Source organism: Vibrio sp. bablab_jr001 (assembly GCF_016464285.1).
GTDB lineage: Bacteria > Pseudomonadota > Gammaproteobacteria > Enterobacterales > Vibrionaceae > Vibrio > Vibrio fluvialis.
The window spans coordinates 1-17,808 of the sequence record NZ_JACDWZ010000046.1; the positions used below are offsets into that span (position 1 = coordinate 1).

At 51.6% G+C, this 17,808-nt stretch carries 13 protein-coding genes and 1 riboswitch; of the genes, 10 read left to right on the forward strand and 3 right to left on the reverse strand.

Annotated features, from left to right (window positions below; genetic code table 11):
* Positions 1 to 346: 346 nt before the first annotated feature.
* Complete coding sequence (gene pdxH, locus JIG40_RS07250) at positions 347 to 982, forward strand: pyridoxamine 5'-phosphate oxidase (RefSeq protein WP_020328702.1); 636 nt, start codon at positions 347 to 349, stop codon at positions 980 to 982.
* A gap of 29 nt (positions 983 to 1,011) precedes the next feature.
* Here pdxH and JIG40_RS07255 read toward each other — a convergent pair whose 3' ends face one another.
* The 3 genes from JIG40_RS07255 to JIG40_RS07265 form a co-directional block, all read right to left on the reverse strand.
* Positions 1,012 to 1,731: a helix-turn-helix transcriptional regulator gene (locus JIG40_RS07255; RefSeq protein WP_020328703.1), complete on the reverse strand. Its 720-nt coding sequence runs from the start codon at positions 1,729 to 1,731 to the stop codon at positions 1,012 to 1,014.
* Between the two features lie 310 nt (positions 1,732 to 2,041).
* Positions 2,042 to 3,862, reverse strand: a complete 1,821-nt coding sequence (locus JIG40_RS07260) for an SUMF1/EgtB/PvdO family nonheme iron enzyme (RefSeq protein WP_180954019.1) — start codon at positions 3,860 to 3,862, stop codon at positions 2,042 to 2,044.
* A gap of 157 nt (positions 3,863 to 4,019) precedes the next feature.
* Positions 4,020 to 5,123, reverse strand: coding sequence for a PEGA domain-containing protein (locus JIG40_RS07265; protein ID WP_024373717.1), 1,104 nt, complete (start codon positions 5,121 to 5,123; stop codon positions 4,020 to 4,022).
* A 427-nt stretch (positions 5,124 to 5,550) separates the two neighbouring features.
* Here JIG40_RS07265 and JIG40_RS07270 point away from each other — a divergent pair, with 427 nt between their 5' ends.
* From JIG40_RS07270 to ribB, 9 genes are all read left to right on the forward strand, one after another.
* Positions 5,551 to 6,375, forward strand: a complete 825-nt coding sequence (locus tag JIG40_RS07270) for an AraC family transcriptional regulator (RefSeq protein ID WP_158145943.1) — start codon at positions 5,551 to 5,553, stop codon at positions 6,373 to 6,375.
* 272 nt (positions 6,376 to 6,647) lie between these two features.
* Positions 6,648 to 9,767: a bifunctional proline dehydrogenase/L-glutamate gamma-semialdehyde dehydrogenase PutA gene (putA, locus tag JIG40_RS07275; protein ID WP_199465051.1), complete on the forward strand. Its 3,120-nt coding sequence runs from the start codon at positions 6,648 to 6,650 to the stop codon at positions 9,765 to 9,767.
* 24 nt (positions 9,768 to 9,791) lie between these two features.
* The gene (locus tag JIG40_RS07280) at positions 9,792 to 10,490 is read left to right on the forward strand and encodes a 1-pyrroline-5-carboxylate dehydrogenase (RefSeq protein WP_199465052.1); all 699 of its coding nucleotides are present in this window, start codon (positions 9,792 to 9,794) and stop codon (positions 10,488 to 10,490) included.
* A 72-nt stretch (positions 10,491 to 10,562) separates the two neighbouring features.
* Positions 10,563 to 12,053 carry a sodium/proline symporter PutP gene (gene putP / locus JIG40_RS07285; RefSeq protein ID WP_020328711.1) on the forward strand — a complete coding sequence of 497 codons (1,491 nt, stop codon included), beginning with the start codon at positions 10,563 to 10,565 and terminating at the stop codon, positions 12,051 to 12,053.
* A gap of 214 nt (positions 12,054 to 12,267) precedes the next feature.
* Positions 12,268 to 12,495: a hypothetical protein gene (locus tag JIG40_RS07290; protein WP_020328712.1), complete on the forward strand. Its 228-nt coding sequence runs from the start codon at positions 12,268 to 12,270 to the stop codon at positions 12,493 to 12,495.
* A gap of 198 nt (positions 12,496 to 12,693) precedes the next feature.
* Positions 12,694 to 14,583: a methyl-accepting chemotaxis protein gene (locus JIG40_RS07295; protein WP_047462279.1), complete on the forward strand. Its 1,890-nt coding sequence runs from the start codon at positions 12,694 to 12,696 to the stop codon at positions 14,581 to 14,583.
* Positions 14,584 to 14,730: 147 nt separating this feature from the next.
* Positions 14,731 to 15,207 carry an Lrp/AsnC family transcriptional regulator gene (locus tag JIG40_RS07300; RefSeq protein WP_020328715.1) on the forward strand — a complete coding sequence of 159 codons (477 nt, stop codon included), beginning with the start codon at positions 14,731 to 14,733 and terminating at the stop codon, positions 15,205 to 15,207.
* 13 nt (positions 15,208 to 15,220) lie between these two features.
* Positions 15,221 to 16,651: a coniferyl aldehyde dehydrogenase gene (locus tag JIG40_RS07305; RefSeq protein ID WP_199465053.1), complete on the forward strand. Its 1,431-nt coding sequence runs from the start codon at positions 15,221 to 15,223 to the stop codon at positions 16,649 to 16,651.
* 126 nt (positions 16,652 to 16,777) lie between these two features.
* Positions 16,778 to 16,918: riboswitch (FMN riboswitch) on the forward strand.
* A 112-nt stretch (positions 16,919 to 17,030) separates the two neighbouring features.
* On the forward strand, positions 17,031 to 17,687 hold the full coding sequence (gene ribB / locus JIG40_RS07310; RefSeq protein ID WP_020328717.1) for a 3,4-dihydroxy-2-butanone-4-phosphate synthase: 657 nt from the start codon (positions 17,031 to 17,033) through the stop codon (positions 17,685 to 17,687).
* Positions 17,688 to 17,808: the final 121 nt, after the last annotated feature.

Sequence of the window (17,808 nt, forward strand, 5' to 3'; positions counted from 1 at the left end):
AAAACAGCACCATCACCCACAACATAATGCGGGCACTGCTCGGGGTGTTGAGCAGCAGCGCGGCGGTCTGGTCGTCGACAAATTCAAGTTCGCCGGGCGAGAGCTGGTGATAACTGCGTTGACTCATGGTGCGATCCTGCGTGTGTGAGAAAAACGAGGTGGCAAGTCGCCGAGACTTGTCATTACAGTTTAGACGTTTTCTTATTCCTCGCTGTGATGGCTGGCCGAATAAGTATCCGAAAATTAACGGTTATGAGAGATAGAGCGCGTGCGCTTTTTGGCGGCTTGCGGCTTGAGTTCTGAGGCGTATAAGCGCACAATCGGCAAAAAATAATGAGGAGTAGAAATGGATCTTTCAGATATTCGCCGTGAATACATTCAAGGTGGTTTACGCAGAAAGGATTTGCTTGCTGACCCGATTGATCAGTTCAACCTTTGGCTGCAACAGGCGATTGATGCCAAGTTAACAGACCCGACCGCAATGACCGTGGCCACGGTGGATGAAACCGGCCAGCCATTTCAACGAATCGTGTTGCTGAAAAACGTCGATAAAGACGGCTTTGTGTTTTATACCAATCTCGGCAGCCGCAAAGCGCAGCATATTCAGCACAACAGCAAAGTGAGCCTGCATTTCCCTTGGCATCCGCTTGAGCGTCAGGTACACATCACTGGTACGGCAGAAAAGCTGAGTGCGCTGGAGAACATGAAGTACTTCACCTCTCGTCCCAAAGAGAGCCAGATCGCGGCGATTGCCAGCCATCAGAGCAGCCGTATTTCTGCTCGCGGTGTGTTGGAAGGTAAGTATCTGGAACTGAAACAGAAATTCGCGAAAGGTGAAATTCCGGTACCGAGCTTCTGGGGTGGATTCCGTATCAGACCGTCGAGCATTGAATTCTGGCAGGGCGGTGAACACCGTTTGCATGACCGCTTTATTTACAGCAAAGCGGATGCTGGCTGGGATGTGGATCGCCTAGCACCTTAATCTGCGAAGATGACACCAGACACGCCGCTTTATGCGGCGTGTTCGTTTTTCAGCACCACCGACAACTGCGTTTTGAGCAGCGTTTTCGGAATCACCGAACCAAAACCCAAATCCAGCGCTAGATCGAGCAAGTTTTCTTTGCTGTGAGCACCAAACTTATTGCGCAATCGCGCTTCATAACCTTCGACGGTCTTGATTGAAATTCCCATCACGCGCGCAATGTGCTGTGGTTTTTTACCATACAGCATCAGAAACAGCGTCTCAGATTCACGAGTTGTCAGTTTCGGTAGTTGGGTTGTGTTGTGGCTGTTGGATGTTTTGAAGGGAGATGTCAGGCCCGTGGCCCGGCATACCCAGTGTCCCACTTCTAAAATCGCCGTGTCCGTCAGATCCTGGCCGTAGAAAATGGTGCCCTGAATCCTGCCTTCGGCATCGCGCCATGGGCTTTTGGTAAAAATGTGGGCATGCCAGCGGCCATCGGGGTAGGGGTGTATATCGAGTACCTTGAGTGAGCGCCCGGTTTCCATCACATAGCGATCCTGTTCCTGAAAATCCCCGGCACAGGCGACCGTTGGGCTTGGCATTTCGAAATCGGTGCGACCGACACACTCTTCGGCGGAATCGACACCGATCAGCTCACCATACGCATCATTCGCGTAGACAAACACCGAGTTTAAGTCTTTGCAGCCCCAATAACCGGGCAATTGTTTAAACAGTAAGATTTGTTCGGCAGTCAGATGAGTAGACACACATATTTCCTCAAGTACAACGCGACTTATGATATCAAGCAGCAATACGGTTGTAAGCAACGAAATGCAGTGATTTTCGGGGAAAATGACGAAAAAAAGCCAGCCTGAAGACGGGCTGGCAATAAATACAAGAAACATATCTTGTCGACGTGTAGAAGAGGTTCCATGATTTCAGCGAGGGTCTGCTGAAAACACAGAGGTATCAATAAGATACCGGGCATTAGGTGTTACCCAGTGCTTGAGCTAACTATATTGAAGCGGCCAGAAACGCAAAAGGGGGGAAATCCCCCCTTTTGAGAAAAACCTGCAGTTAAAGTTCGCGAAGTATGCGGAAACCGACATAGTTCGCGGCCGCAGACGGCGAAATAAACAATTCGCTTTCTGCTTTGGCCATTTCCGGAGAGAAACTCCAGGCGCCACCTTTTGCTAAACCGCGTGCATCATTGGTCCACTGCCAAACGTTGCCGACCACGTCATAAAAACCTAAGCGGTTCGGTTCAAATGAGCGGACTGGTGATGTGCTCTTGTTTGACCAAGGTGTGCCACCCCAGCCCGTGTTGGCCTGACCGCTGCCGAAGTTATCACCCCACCAGTAACTGGTTTTGCTGCCGGAACGGGCGGCCACTTCCCACTCATCTTCACTAGGCAGACGGTAGGTAAAGCCGGTTTGTTTTGATAGCCAATGCGCATACGCGTTGGCATCGTTCTGACTGATACACACGGCCGGAGATTGCGCCGATTGTTTAAAGCCTGGGTTGCGCCAGTAGCTGTCTGGAATCGGCGTTACTTCGGAATTGTTGACTGCGATACAAACGTTCTGCAGCTCAGCATCGGTTTGGTATCCAGTCTGATTGACGAAGGTTTCAAACTCACCGACAGTAATCGGTGTCGCGCTGACTGCGAAAGCATGATCAAGGCGAACCTGACGCGATGCGTTTTCACCCAGCAGGTATTCTCCGCTAACTAACGTGATCATTTCCGGCGCCTTGATGTTTCCTTTCAGCGAGTCAGCAAACTTAAAGCCCTGCTTAAGAATGTTGGCCTGCTCGCGCAGCACCGCACGTAAGGTGTGATCGGAATTGATGCTCAGTTCCTGATGGAATGAACGGTAGCCTTCTTTTTCCACCGTGATCATGTGATTGCCAACCGGCAGCATGATTTCGACCGGAGTGCTGCCGTAGCTGACACCATCAACCGACACTTTGTCGTTGTACTGATTCGAACGAATGGCCAGGTTCACCCACGCCACTTCTTTTTGCTTGCTGGTCTGAGCGTTTTCACCCGGCGCAAAACAGTATTGTGAATCGACATTCAGCAGCTTACAGGGGGTGTTTTCTGCCGGGCGGGCATCCAGTTGCGTGTCGATAACGGTTTTAAACTTGCTGCCGTCATAGAAGCCAGAATCTGTCGTGGTGTGTTTGAGTACGTGGATATTGAGCGACACGTCAGCCAGATGCTGTTTCACTACCGCCGCTTCGCTGGTTTCATCAATCAGCCAGGCCTGGAACTGTTTCACGGCTTTCTGCAACGCCAGATCAGTGGTCTGTTTGGCACATTGCGCCAACGTCATATCGGCGCTACACGCGTTGGTGAAGCTGACTTTTTGCTCACCAGTGCGATTGAGCTCAGAACGCAGACGTTCAACCCGTGCGCGCAGTTTGTCTTGATCAAGCTTGGCAATACTCTGCTCAATCACCTGCTGCGCAGCTTGGGTCTGAGCAAGTGCTGCCTGCTGCTCCTGTAGTTTCTGCTCGGCTTCCAAACGTGCTTTCTGATTCTGTTTGATGTCTGACCAGGCTGCCTGATAGGCATTCTGAGAGCCTGTAATATCCAGCTCTGGCTCATCAATCATTTTCTGGTAATCACGCTCGAGGTTCGCTTTGGCTGTCTTCAGCGCCGCGTCCAAGCTTTGCGTTTGTTTATTCAGGCGATCCAGTTCAGCTTGCTGATTATCAACAGCGGTTTGCTGAGTCTGGGTAGCCTTTTTAGCGTCCTGCAACTCTGATTGCTTGCTAAACAGTGCATCATCGATAGCCATAACAGTGGCGGGTGCCGTGTCTTCAGCTATCGCGGGCACTGCCAGTAAGCATGGCGAGAGTGCGAATAACAGAGCGGGTAAACCTTGTCGCATGGTTGTCTACTTCAGTTAAATGTTTGAAAAAACCTGTCAGCATTCTAAACGAAAACGCCATTTTGTCAGAAGTCATCTTTCAATAACTTAGTGACAAAATGGCGTTTAAACGACAGCTTTGTGAAATTCGACACCAAATCAGAGCCGCATGGGATGATTAGCTGTCTTTGTTCGGGCGAAGCTTCACCCAAACCGTGTCATTACCATTGACGGTAATCACGCGGTTGTAAGTTTCATAACCGTCTTTGGCAACTGTCACCTGATGACGGCCTGCTGGTAGCACGATTTCGACTGGCGTGCTGCCGTAGTTGATGCCGTTGATGGTGACTGAATCGTTGTACTGATCAGAACGTACAGTGACATTCGCCCACTGCTTGTCTTTCTTGGTCGTTTGCTCATCAGAAGAGCCTTTCAGACAGTAGCGGCTTGAGACGTTCAGCAGTTTACATGCAGCCACTGCCTCTGGTTTTGCCTGTAGCTGAGCCTGCATTTGCGTAAAGTATTCGTTGTTGCCTTCAAAGCCGCTGCGGATGATCTGGCTTTCCTGAACGTGAATGTTCAGTTCCACACCGTTGAGATTCTGCTTGGCAATCACGGACTCAGTCAGGTTATCCAGCAGTTTGGCGCGGAACGTTTTCACTGCTTTCTGTTTCGTCAGATGTTGACCCTGACTTGAACATTCACCCAGCGTCATAGTGGTAGAACACGCTGTTTTGTAGCTGGTTTCCAACACATCGCTTTCGCGCAGTTCCGCATCCAGACGTTTTACGCGCGCTTCGATTTTGCTTTCTTCCAAGTTGGCAAATTCGGTTTTCAGACGTGCTTGCTTCTGCTTGATTTGTGACAGACGCATTTCGCTTTCGGTAATGGCCTGATCGTTCGTCAGTGCTTCAGACTGATTCTCTTTCACCGCGCTCCAGCTTTCCTGATATTTCTTCTGGAAAGTCACTAAGTCTGTATCTGGATCTTCAAGAAGGCGGCTATATTGTTTGTCCAGTGCCGACTTAGCTCGGTTACGTTTCGCATCCAACTCATCGCTTTCACGCTGTAAACGACTTTGTTCGTTTTTCAGCTGTTGAAGCTTAGAGCCTTCGGCGTCGTACTCAGACGCGATGGAATCGATCTCGCTCTGTTTTGTACTGATTTTCTCATCGATAGCGGTAACAGGATCAACCTGTGTAACTTCATCCGCGTACACCGATGCAGATACCCAAATAGGGCTTAGCGCAAGCAGTAGCGCTGGGAGGCGATGTCTGATCATAGGTCCCTGCAACAAATTGATGTGGTTCCACTGAGGTCAGTGGGAAAAGACAAACTTTTGACAGCGCGATGGATACGCTGGTTTACATAATGCAAAAGCTATTTCTATTACAATAAAATCACAAAATCTGGACAATAGGCCACTGATTTTGTGAGTCTTCTATTTCTCAAGCTCCATTTTGAGCAGATTATCGAAATATGCAAGCACCGATTTCTGATCTGGTTTGACGTTTTTCAATTGAATACACATTGACCGTAATTTATGTGCACTTGATCATTGTTCCGAAGTGTGAATTTGGTCGGAATTTCATGCCGGGCCAGCACAATTATGCACATGGTTTTCTATAGCGCATCTTGAGTGGCGGGTAATTTCGCTCGAGGCGAAATTGTTATACCATGCAGGTCTGTCATCGTGAGGTGAAACCAGTATGAGTACATTATCTTCTCACAAGCCGTCCATTTTAGAGCAAAGAGCCAAACTTTTGTCGCCTCGTCCGGCAGAGTTGGTGACCTTGCCTTCCCACATGCACTGTCACGATCACAGCTATACCCAGATTGTTATCGGCTTAAAAGGTCAGGCTGAATTTGAAGTCAGTGGGATGGGGAATATCGTCGGCCCGGGGCAGGGTTGCGTGGTGACGTCCGGATCCGATCACGCATTTGGCGGCATCATTGGTCAGTCGGATATTCTGGTACTGAACATGCCACTGCCGAGCAACGATGATCCTTTGATGTTGCAGAAGATCAACGATCTTTCCAACGCCGATGTTTATTTCCAGCTGGATGGTCAGATCCAGAAACTGGTGCAGATGTTGGTGCAGGAAATGCAGAACAGCCCGGAAGATATGTTGCTCAGCCGGGCTTGCAGTGACACAGTGCTTGCTTTGTTGCAGCGTCATATTTCCGCCTTCGAAACTCATCGCCGTGAGTCGCGATTTGATCTGGAGGCGATCGATCGCTACATCGAACAACACATCAGCAGCCGCATTTCCGTCGCACAGCTCGCGGGCAGCGTGTTTCTCGGCGAGAGCCAGTTTCATATGCTGTTTAAAGAGCAGATGGGCATCACGCCGCACCAGTATGTGCTGGGCAAGCGTGTTGATATGGCCAAACTGATGATTGAACAGGGCCGATTGACGCTCGGCCAGATTGCCGAACTGAGCGGATTCTCCAACCAGAGTACCTTTACCCACACCTTTTCTCGCCTGCAAGGGGTCTCTCCTTCTCAGTACAAAAAAATGTGCCGCAACTAAACGCTGAATATCGCGAATTTTAATGAGAATTATTCTATAACCCGAGACTGTTTATGCACTCTCGGGTTATTTATTTGCGAAAATTGGTAAATGAACAGCATTTTATTTTATCTAAATTGATGTGATTCTGTTTTTGCTTTGTTAAAAAACCGAGTTTTTGGCAAAAAGCTCGGAGTTTTTGACAAGTATTCTTCACGCGCTCAAAATACACTGCCAGCCATTGTAGGAAACCCGACCCAATTGAATCTCGGGTGTGAGATTGAGGAAAACGCATGTTTACAGCAACAGATGTGTTGAAAGCAGAGTTTGTTGAGCAGCCGCTTAGCAAGCTGTGGTCAAAGATCTCGCCACTTTACATGGTGGACGAATCCCAATGGCTAGAGCAGCTTTTACCTTTGGCGACCCCAAGCGATGCAGAAAAATCGTCGATGGCCGTCAAAACCACTGAACTTATCGAAGCAATTCGTAAGGACAAAAAGTCGATTCAGATGATCGACGCCCTGCTTCTTGAGTACAGTTTGGATACTCAGGAAGGCATTCTTCTGATGTGTCTGGCTGAAGCGCTGATGCGTATTCCGGATACTGAAACCGCTGACGCGTTCATTCGTGACCGCTTGGGCGTGGCAGACTGGAAATCTCACCTGAAGAGCTCAGATTCGGTGTTCGTTAACGCGTCCACCTGGGGTTTGATGCTGACCGGTAAAGTGATTGGTCTGGCCGATGCAGAAGGCACCAGCCCGATTCAAGCGGTAAACCGCTTGGTGAACAAGCTGAGTGAGCCGGTGATTCGTAAAGCGATGCATCAGGCGATGAAGATCATGGGTCACCAGTTCGTTCTGGGCCGCACCATTGCCGAAGCGCAGAAAAACGGTCGCCCGATGCGCGATAAAGGCTACACCTACTCATTTGATATGTTGGGTGAAGCGGCGCTGACCACGGCAGACGCGAACAAATATTTCAAAGATTACCTGATGGCGATTGAGGCGGTTGGCCGCGACAAATATGGTCTGGACACCAGCCCGGCACCATCAGTATCGATCAAACTTTCCGCGCTGCACCCACGTTATGAAGTGGCAAACCGCGACCGCGTAATGACTGAGCTGTACAGCACGCTGATCCAACTGCTGGATCGTGCGATGGAGCTGGATGTGGCGATCACGATCGACGCAGAAGAAGCGGATCGTCTGGAACTGTCACTGGAACTGTTTGAAAAAGTTTACCGCAGCGAGAAAGTGAAAGGCTGGGGCAAATTTGGTCTGGTGGTGCAGGCGTACTCAAAACGTGCCCTGCCAGTCCTGGTTTGGCTGACTGCGCTGGCGAAAGAGCAGGGCGATTTGATTCCGGTGCGTCTGGTAAAAGGCGCGTACTGGGACAGCGAAATCAAATGGTCACAGCAGAGTGGTTACACCGGTTATCCGGTTTACACCCGCAAAGAAGCGACCGATGTTTCTTACCTGGCGTGTGCCCGCTTCCTGCTGAGCGAAAGCGTGCGCGGCAATCTGTTCCCACAATTTGCCAGCCACAATGCGCAGACCGTAACCGCAATCGCAGTGATGGCGCAGCACAAAGACTTTGAATTCCAGCGCCTGCACGGTATGGGCGATGCGCTCTACAACCACGTCATGGCGGCATACAAGCAATCTGTGCGTATTTACGCACCCGTGGGTAGCCACAAAGATCTGCTGCCGTATCTGGTTCGTCGTCTGCTGGAAAACGGCGCGAACAGCTCATTCGTACACCGTCTGGTGGATGCGCGCTGCCCAATCAGCACGTTGACTCAACATCCGGTGGACATGTTGCTTGCGTTCGATACGTTGAACAACACCAAGATTCCTCTGCCTTCACGCATTTTTGCTGAGCGCAGCAACTCGTACGGTGTCAACATCGACATCGAGAGTGAAGCGAAGCCATTCGAAGAGCAGGTCAATGCCTTCCTGAGCAAGCAATGGCAAGCATCGCCGATCATTAACGGCGAGATTCAGTTCGAAAGCATGATCAAGGCAGCTGGCCAGCCAGAACTGGTTAAAGCGCCGTATGATCGTCGCATCGAAGTGGGCCAGGTTTTCCATGCTAGCCATGATCATGTTTCCGCAGCGATCGAAACCGCACATGCTGCATTTGCTGAGTGGAACCAAGCTCCGGCACAAGCGCGTGCTGAGAAACTGGACAAACTGGCGGACCTGCTGGAAGCCAATCTGGCTGAACTGGTGGCAATTTGTCATCAGGAAGCGGGTAAGACCATTCACGACAGCATTGATGAAGTGCGCGAAGCGGTCGACTTCTGTCGTTACTACGCCAAACGCGTAGACACACTGGGCGAGTTCTCGGTAGAGGGCTTTGATGGTCAGAGCCGTCAGGTTGCTCGTCAGGGCCGCGGTGTATTCGTATGTATCAGCCCGTGGAACTTCCCGCTGGCGATTTTCCTGGGCCAAATCAGTGCCGCACTGGTTGCGGGTAACACCGTCGTGGCCAAACCTGCAGAACAAACCAGCCTGATCGCAGCGCGCGCTATCGAACTGATGCTGGAAGCGGGTTTCCCTGGCGGCGTGATTCAGCTACTGCCTGGTCGCGGTTCGCAAATCGGTACGGCGTTGACGTCACACGCGGCCATTGCTGGTGTGGCGTTTACGGGTTCTACTGCGACAGCGCAGCGCATCAACCAAACGTTGGCTGAGCGCGATGCTGATCCCGTACCGTTTATCGCGGAGACTGGTGGTCAGAATGCGATGATCGTTGACAGTACAGCCCTGCCTGAGCAAGTGGTGCGTGACGTTCTGCGCTCTGCCTTTGCGTCGGCGGGTCAGCGTTGTTCAGCACTGCGTGTGCTGTTTGTTCAGCAAGACGTTGCCGATCGCATCATTACCCTGATTCAGGGCGCGATGCAGGAGCTTTCGGTCGGTACTCCTTATCTGCACAACACGGATGTGGGTCCGGTGATCGATGCAAAAGCTAAGCAAGGTCTGCTTGAGCACATCGAACGCATGACCAAAACGCAGAAGAAAGTGGCACAGCTGGAACTGGGCGAGGTGTGTGAACACGGTGATTTCGTTGCGCCGACTGCGTTTGAAATCTCGGGCATCGACTGCCTGACTGAAGAGCAGTTTGGTCCAATCCTGCACATCGTTCGCTTCAAAGCGAGTGAATTGGCGCAGGTGGTTCAGCAAATCAACGATACCGGTTTTGGTCTGACCATGGGGATCCACAGCCGTAACGAAACGACCTATCGCTGGATTGAAAAACACGCGCGTGTGGGTAACTGCTACATCAACCGTGACCAAGTTGGTGCGGTCGTCGGTGTGCAGCCGTTTGGTGGTCAGGGCCTGTCCGGCACCGGACCAAAAGCAGGTGGTCCACACTACCTGTACCGCTTCACTCAAGTTCAGTACAGCTAATCCGTTCAGCGAAGGAGACTAACTATGGTGCATCAAGTAACTCGTTTTTCTGACGCTTTTTCGGCTTGGGAAAACTGGAATCTGACTGGCTTTGACTCAAAATGTGAGTCACTGCTGTCATTGAAACACAATTTAGAAAGCGCTATGCCAGCATTGGCAAAAGTGATTTCTTACCAACTTCAACAGGCTTCAGCTTTATTGGCGCAACCGCACCAATTAGTTGGACCCACTGGAGAAACCAACGAGCTTTATACTGCAGGGCGCGGTGTTGCCCTCATCGTTCAGGATGACAGCAGTAATGAAGCAAAACTGGCGGTCGCAGCTCAATTGTGTGCTGCGCTGGTCGCAGGCAACAGCGTCGTATTCTGTAGTGACGATGCTGAGCTGACGTCCGCTCTGTCGGCTGCTTACGAGCAGTCAACGCTCCCGGCTAACCTGCTGCAGTTTGCAACGTTCGACGCCTATCATCAATTGATGGAATCGGATATTCGCTGCATGGGTTATGTCGGTAATACGTCGGTTGAACGCACAATCAACCGTCAACTAGCCAAACGCTCAGGCGCAATTGTTAGCCTGGTGTCTGAAACGGATTTTGCCGCACTCCCGGTGGCGAATGATCCACACTTATCGCTGCGTTTTATTACCGAACGTACGCGCACAATAAATATAACAGCAGTGGGTGGTAACGCGACCTTGCTTGAGCTTGGGAACGAGGCCCACTAATCCTTTCTGTAGTTCTCCCCCCGCACCTTGTGGGGGGACATGGAAGGCGATCGTATATAAGAGGACACATCAATGGAAAATAGCTTTGCTATTACGACCACATTTATCGTCTACCTCATTTTGATGTTGGCGATTGGGGTCTATGCATATCAGCGAACGAAAAACTCAGCTGATTACTTTTTGGGCGGCCGTTCTTTAGGCCCATGGCCTGCAGCGCTTTCTGCGGGTGCATCTGACATGAGTGGCTGGCTGCTGCTTGGTCTGCCGGGTTACGCATACGCGGCCGGTATTGAAGCGTTCTGGCTGGCGGGTGGCCTGCTGGTGGGTACTTGGGCAAACTGGCTGATCACAGCTAAGCGTCTGCGCACCTACAGCATTACCACTGACGCACTGACGCTGCCTGAATTCCTGTCTCGTCGTTTCAACGACAATTCAAAACTGATTCAAACGATTTCAGCGTTTTTCATTCTTCTGTTTTTCCTTTTCTACACCAGCTCGGGTCTGGTGGCAGGCGGTAAACTGTTTGAAACAGTCTTCGGTCTGGATTACAGCACAGCGGTTATCGTGGGTACGGTGTGTGTGGTTTCTTACACACTGTTCGGCGGCTTCCTGGCGGTATCTTGGACCGACTTGGTGCAAGGTCTGCTGATGGCAGCGGCACTGATGATCGTACCTATCGCAGCCATGAATGGTGGTTTCACTAAGCTGGACAACGATCTTTTGGCAATTAACCCACAACTGCTGACCATGTGGAATGACGTGAAAGGCCAGCCGCTGTCTGCGGTGGCGATCGTCTCGCTGGTTGCGTGGGGTCTGGGTTACTTTGGTCAGCCACACATTCTGGCGCGTTTCAAAGCGACACGTTCGAACAAAGATCTGACCACAGCACGCCGCATTGCGGTTATCTGGACGGGTCTGTCAATGGCGGGCGCGATGCTGGTGGGTCTGGTTGGTCTGATTTACGTGACCAACGACGGTTCTATTCAGCTGGACGACGGCGAGAAAATCTTCATGCTGCTGGTGAACGCGATTTTCCACCCAGTGATGGCCGGTATTCTGCTGGCAGCGATTCTGGCGGCAATCATGAGTACGGCGGACTCTCAGCTGCTGGTTTCTTCTTCTGCACTGGCCGAAGACTTCTACAAGCAAGTGTATAAGAAAGATGCAACGTCAGAAGAGATCGTGCGTGTTGGCCGTGCGGCGGTCATCATCATCTCTATCATCGCGCTGATCCTGGCAATGACGCCAGACAGCTCGGTTCTGGGTCTGGTGTCTTACGCATGGGCAGGTTTTGGTGCGGCCTTTGGTCCGGCACTGGTACTGAGCCTGTACTGGTCGCGCATGAACCGTAATGGCGCGTTGGCGGGTATCGTGATCGGCGGTATCACTATCGTCGTGTGGAAACAGCTATCAGGTGGTTGGTATGACGTGTACGAAATCGTACCGGGAATCATCTTCTCGACCATCGCGATTGTTGCGGTTAGCCTGCTGACGGGTGAACCTGAAGAAGCAGTGAAGAAACAGCATCTAACATTCAAGAAGCATCTTGTTGAGCTGGACTAACTGACAAACAGTTTGCATAACTGAACAAAGCCCCACCAATGTGGGGCTTTTTCGTGCTTGTGTCATGGCAATGCAATAGCAGAAACTCACTCGAAAGTGGGTGTTATTTTTTGAATCCCAGTCACAAACTTAAAACTAAAGTTTGGGACAATGGAACCAACCGATTCAAAATGCGTCAATTGTCAATAGAAAGGCTCAAACAGGAGGACCCACCATGCCAGAAGCGTATTGCAACTGTTGTCGAAAAACCACACCGCACAAAGTTGTAATGAGGCGTTGTCAGACGGAACCGACGACGGGTTGGCAGGGTTTTCAGCAATTCATGGCTGCACTGATGCACGGCGAGCATTATTACAAAATGGAGAAACAGGGTTTCTGCCGCGTTTGTAATCAACAATCCGATTTATCAGCGGCTGATTTCTCTCGAGCCAGAGTGATTTAAGTTCGTGTCAGTTTGATGACTCCCGTGGTTGTCACGGGAGTTTTTTATTTGTCTCTTCAACACAATGGGCAGCAGATCACCGATTTGATGCAACAGCCGACTTCTTGTCCCGTAATGGGAACTTTCGCAAGGTAATCTCTCTTCGTTCAGCTAATCTGTAGGGAATTCACCTGTGGATACGACGAAGGAGTCCCATTCATGCAGTTAAGTTTAAAGAGAAAAATGGTTTTCTCTGTGGTGATTGCGATCGCGCTGACCGCAATCGCATTGGTGGTCGCGGGTTATAAAACCTTCCAGCAAGACAGTTGGCGTGCCATCGAAAGTGAAAGCCGCAATACACTGCAGGCGCATGCCAAGGGGATCGGTGACTGGTTTGCCACCAAACAGCATGCTCTGAAAGGGTTGCGCGAAGAAATTGAACGCAATCCAAATCTTGATTTGGTGCCACATCTGCGCCAAACCCTCGAATCCGGTTCATTTGGCCTGAGTTACTACGGTAACGAGCAAGGAGAGATGTTCCGTCAGGATCCTTCCCTTAACAAAGCGGGTTACGACCCACGCGAGCGCGGCTGGTACAAAGAAGCCAAAGCCGCAGGCAAGCCGACCACAACGGAACCGTATGTGAGTGTGACCATGCAGACGCTGGTGGTGACGCTGACAGAGCCTGTACGCGTCAATGGCCAGTTTATCGGCGTAGCGGCGTCCAACCTGGCACTGAATAAGTTGATTGAGGATGTCTTGGCGATTGAAGTGCCGGGCAAAGGTTACGCCATTCTGGTCAATCAGAAAGGCAAAATTGTTGCTCACCCGAACAAAGACCTGATCCTCAAACCGACTCAGGATATCGCCTCTGGCTTGAGCATAGCCGCGCTGCAGGGGGCGGCGAATGATCACCATCTGCTGCCGATGTCGATTGACGGCAAGGACAAGCTGCTGATGGCGCAAAGCATCGACAATACCGACTGGATGCTGGTGATGGTGATGGACAAAGCCGTGCTGGAACAGCCGTTAAATCAGATGCTGATGACACAAACCCTGATTGGTCTGGTGATTCTGTTGATCATGGCCTTAGCCACCTCGTGGTTTGTGGCACGTCAACTGAATGAGCTGAGCAACATCGCTGCGGCACTGGGAGATATCGCTGAAGGTGATGGCGATCTGACCCGCCGTCTGACCGTAAAAAGTGACGATGAAGTGGGCATGTTGGCGGATAAGTTCAATAAGTTCGTCGATCGCCTGCACGTGATGGTGAAAAACGTGCGTGATGTATCGGTTGCTCTGAACGAAGGGGCGAACCATGCCGCGCGCGCAGCAGGTCAGCGCAGCGAGCGCATCCGTACCCAGCAAGATGAGATCACCATGGTGGCGACAGCGGTGACTGAAATGGCTTCTGCGACGGCGGAAATTGCCGGCAATGCTGACAACACGGCGAAAAATGCCAACCAATCGGTTGAGCTCGGCGCGCAGGGTTACCAGCAAATGCAGCAGAGTAAGCACTCGATTGACCAGTTGGCTCAAGAGCTGACGGGCGCGGTCAACATCATTGGCGAGCTGGAAGAGCATGCCAACGAAATCTCAACGATTTTGTCCACCATCCGTGCGATTGCTGAGCAAACCAACCTATTGGCGCTCAACGCTGCGATTGAAGCTGCGCGGGCAGGCGAGCAGGGGCGCGGTTTTGCGGTGGTGGCGGATGAAGTTCGCGTGCTGTCGCAGCGTACTCATGCCTCAACAGAAGAAATTCAGACCAAGATCGCCGGTTTGCAGAAAGTGACTTCAAATGCGGTGTCGGTGATGACGGAAAGCCATAAGCTGGTGGAAACCAGTGTAAGCGATGTCAATCAAACGGGGGAAAGCCTGCAGGCGATCAGCGAAGCGATTCAACTGATCAGCGACATGGCGACACAAATTGCTTCGGCGGCAGAGGAGCAATCCTTGGTAACAGCAGACATTAACGGCAACACGGAGTCGGTGCGCGAAGTGAGTGACGCGCTAGCGAGCGACGCTCAGGATGCGGTGCAGCAGGCCAAAGAGCTGCACAATCTGGCGCAGGAGTTGGATCAGGAAATTTCCCGCTTCAGACTTTGATTTACCGTAAACAACTAAGGGCATCTGACGATGCCCTTTATTTTTTCACTGTGAACGCAATCACAACCCGTATTGAAACGTTTCTTCCTGAGCGGATTAGTCAGTATTGTATGTCGCAAATGATGTCTCACAGGGAATTCGAACATTATGCATTTAGACCGGGTAGACCAACAAATTCTGCGCATTCTGCACGACAAAGGACGTTTGCCAGTGGTGGAACTGGCCAAGATGGTCAATCTCACCACATCCCCTTGTTCAGATCGGGTGAAACGGCTGGAAAAAGAGGGCTACATCAAAGGCTATCATGCGGAGTTGAACGCGGAAAAACTCGGATTGGACGTTCAGGTATTCATTCATATCCGTCTTGACCAGACCAGCTTTTCAATTTTTGAACGCTTTGCTGAAGCGGTGCGCGATGTGCCGGAAATCGAAGAGTGTTATTCGCTGTCCGGGGATTTCGACACCATGATTAAAGTACGTGTTAAAGACATGAAGGCCTATCAGGCGTTTATGTCAGGGAAATTGGGTACCCTACCGGGCGTGATCCAGACTCGCAGCGAGTTTGTGATTGAAGAACATAAGACCAGCTTTGGCATCAACCCGGAGCTGCTTCACAACCTGTAACTTTGGAGAGACTATGGCGCAGTTAGCCGATGTGGTCACCGAACCTCTTAGTGAGGAGGCCCTGTTATCCACTCAGTTTGGTCGTTTAGCCATTCAGTTTGCCAACGACCCGTACCCTTCATTGGAAAAACGCCAGCAGCGTCTGGTGGCGCTCAAGCAGGCACTGCTCACCGAGCAGAATGCTTTAGTGGAGGCCCTGAGCCGTGACTTTGGTTATCGCAGCCGTTTTGACAGTTTGCTGTGCGACATCGTGCCAGCAGTCAGTCATCTCGATTACACCCTCAAATCTCTCAAACGCTGGATGAAACCGCAGCGACGTAAAGCGGGGCTGATTCTGGCGCCCTCGCGCGTTTGTGTGCGCTATCAGCCGCTGGGAGTGGTCGGCATTATTGTGCCGTGGAATTTTCCGGTGGTGCTGAGCCTGGCACCGCTGGTGACCGCGGTCGCAGCCGGCAACCAGGTCATGATAAAGCTCAGTGAACACACGCCGCAGGCCAATCAGGTGCTGCGACGTATTGTGGCGTCACTGGGCGATATCGCCCAATGCGTGGAAGGAGAGGAGGAGATTGCCGCGGCTTTCAGTGCATTGCCATTCCAGCATCTGCTGTTTACTGGTTCCACGGCGGTTGGGCGCAAAGTGGCCATTGCCGCTGCGCACAATCTCACGCCAGTTACGCTGGAGTTAGGGGGCAAATCTCCGGTCATCATCGCGCCCGATGCCGATCTTCTGCGTGCGGTAGACAACATCATGTTGGGCAAGGCCACCAACAGCGGCCAGATCTGTGTTGCGCCCGATTATGTGATGCTGCCAGAAGCGCAGGTGGCCCCTTTTACCGAACTCTATTTACGCCGCTTTGCCAAACGTTTTGTCAACAAGCAGGGCAAACTCGATTGCACACACATCATCAATCAGGCGCAGCATCAACGGCTGCAGGCGCTGCTGGATGATGCACGTCAGCAAGGCGCTGAGGTAAGCACACTGACTGGTACACTTGACTTGGCTGAGCGTCAGATAGCGCCACAACTGGTGAGCAAAGTGACGGATCAGATGCGAGTGATGCAAGAAGAGATCTTCGGTCCTATTTTGCCGTTAGTCGGTTACCGCACCATTGAAGAAGCCATCGAACGCGTCAATGCGCAGGCGCGACCGCTGGCGCTGTATGTGATGAGTGACGATCAGGACATCATCGATTACGTGCTTAAACGCACCCACAGTGGTGGTGTGGCGATTAATGACACCCTGTTGCACGTCGCGGCCGATGATGCGCCGTTTGGCGGTTTGGGGGAATCGGGGATGGGACATTATCACGGCCTTGAAGGATTCCAGACGTTTTCACATGCCAAAACCGTGCTGCATTCCTTCAGCAAACTGCCACGTAGCCGCTGGTTACTTAACCATCGCAAGCTGTGGCTCAAGTTGCTCGGACGCTTCGTTCTGCGTTAAATCGCTCGCTTTGATCGAGACGCGGCGCTTTTTACACCATTTGCGCCACGGATGCTTTTCAATCGTCTATGAAAGCACTACCATACCTCAGGCCGCTATGCTGAACGTAGCGGCTTACTATTTTTAACGTATTCTCAGGGCGGGGCGAAATTCCCCACCGGTGGTATGCCCAACAGGGTGAGCCCACGAGCGCTCGATTCGTCGAGGTCAGCAGATCTGGTGAGACGCCAGAGCCGACGGTTACAGTCCGGATGAGAGAGAATGACAAACACACCAGCCTGACGGTTTGAGGTTCCCTCACGCCTAGGATTTGGTGCACTTGGTTTTGGCTTTTGATCCCTCATAACAGCCCTGATTCTGGTCATTATTAGGAGTAACCATGAATCAGTTATCGCTACTTGCCGAATTCGGCGACCCAATCACCCGTGTTGAAAATGCACTGCAAGCGCTGCGCGAAGGCCGCGGTGTGTTGCTGCTCGACGATGAAGATCGTGAAAACGAAGGCGACATCATCTACTCAGCAGAAACGCTGACCGCGGAACAAATGGCACTGATGATCCGTGAATGCAGCGGCATCGTCTGTCTGTGTCTGACCGATGAACAGGCCAACAAGCTGGAACTGCCACCCATGGTGCAAGTGAACGACAGCAAAAACCAAACTGCGTTTACCGTGACCATCGAAGCGCGCCACGGCGTGACCACTGGTGTTTCTGCAAAAGACCGCGTGACCACCATCAAAACGGCGATCAACCCGAATGCGAAACCTGACGATTTAGCGCGCCCGGGACATGTGTTCCCGCTGCGCGCACGCAAAGGCGGCGTGTTGGCGCGTCGTGGTCATACCGAAGGTACGGTTGATTTGATGCAGATGGCGGGTCTGATGCCATCAGGTGTTCTGTGCGAAGTCACCAATCCAGACGGCACGATGGCTAAAACGCCTGAAATCGTAGCATTTGGTAAGCTGCACAACATGCCAGTTCTGACCATTGAGGATATGGTGCAGTACCGCATGCAGTTTGATCTCAAATTGGCATAAGCCGCTTTACACTGTAAAGGCGCGATGATTCGCGCCTTTTTTGACGTGATTCTTACCCAAACCTTCCCGTTTCTGGCTATCTTATCCAGTTCAGATCAGCAATTACTGTCATTAAACAGAA

Excerpts from the sequence above, each read along its gene's own strand:
- putA (WP_199465051.1), top strand. The coding sequence starts at position 6,648 with ATGTTTACAGCAACAGATGTGTTGAAAGCAGAGTTTGTTGAGCAGCCG.
- JIG40_RS07295 (WP_047462279.1), top strand. The coding sequence starts at position 12,694 with ATGCAGTTAAGTTTAAAGAGAAAAATGGTTTTCTCTGTGGTGATTGCG.
- JIG40_RS07265 (WP_024373717.1), bottom strand. The coding sequence starts at position 5,123 with ATGATCAGACATCGCCTCCCAGCGCTACTGCTTGCGCTAAGCCCTATT.
- JIG40_RS07300 (WP_020328715.1), top strand. The coding sequence starts at position 14,731 with ATGCATTTAGACCGGGTAGACCAACAAATTCTGCGCATTCTGCACGAC.
- JIG40_RS07290 (WP_020328712.1), top strand. The coding sequence starts at position 12,268 with ATGCCAGAAGCGTATTGCAACTGTTGTCGAAAAACCACACCGCACAAA.
- JIG40_RS07305 (WP_199465053.1), top strand. The coding sequence starts at position 15,221 with ATGGCGCAGTTAGCCGATGTGGTCACCGAACCTCTTAGTGAGGAGGCC.
- JIG40_RS07260 (WP_180954019.1), bottom strand. The coding sequence starts at position 3,862 with ATGCGACAAGGTTTACCCGCTCTGTTATTCGCACTCTCGCCATGCTTA.
- JIG40_RS07270 (WP_158145943.1), top strand. The coding sequence starts at position 5,551 with ATGAGTACATTATCTTCTCACAAGCCGTCCATTTTAGAGCAAAGAGCC.
- JIG40_RS07280 (WP_199465052.1), top strand. The coding sequence starts at position 9,792 with ATGGTGCATCAAGTAACTCGTTTTTCTGACGCTTTTTCGGCTTGGGAA.
- ribB (WP_020328717.1), top strand. The coding sequence starts at position 17,031 with ATGAATCAGTTATCGCTACTTGCCGAATTCGGCGACCCAATCACCCGT.
- pdxH (WP_020328702.1), top strand. The coding sequence starts at position 347 with ATGGATCTTTCAGATATTCGCCGTGAATACATTCAAGGTGGTTTACGC.
- putP (WP_020328711.1), top strand. The coding sequence starts at position 10,563 with ATGGAAAATAGCTTTGCTATTACGACCACATTTATCGTCTACCTCATT.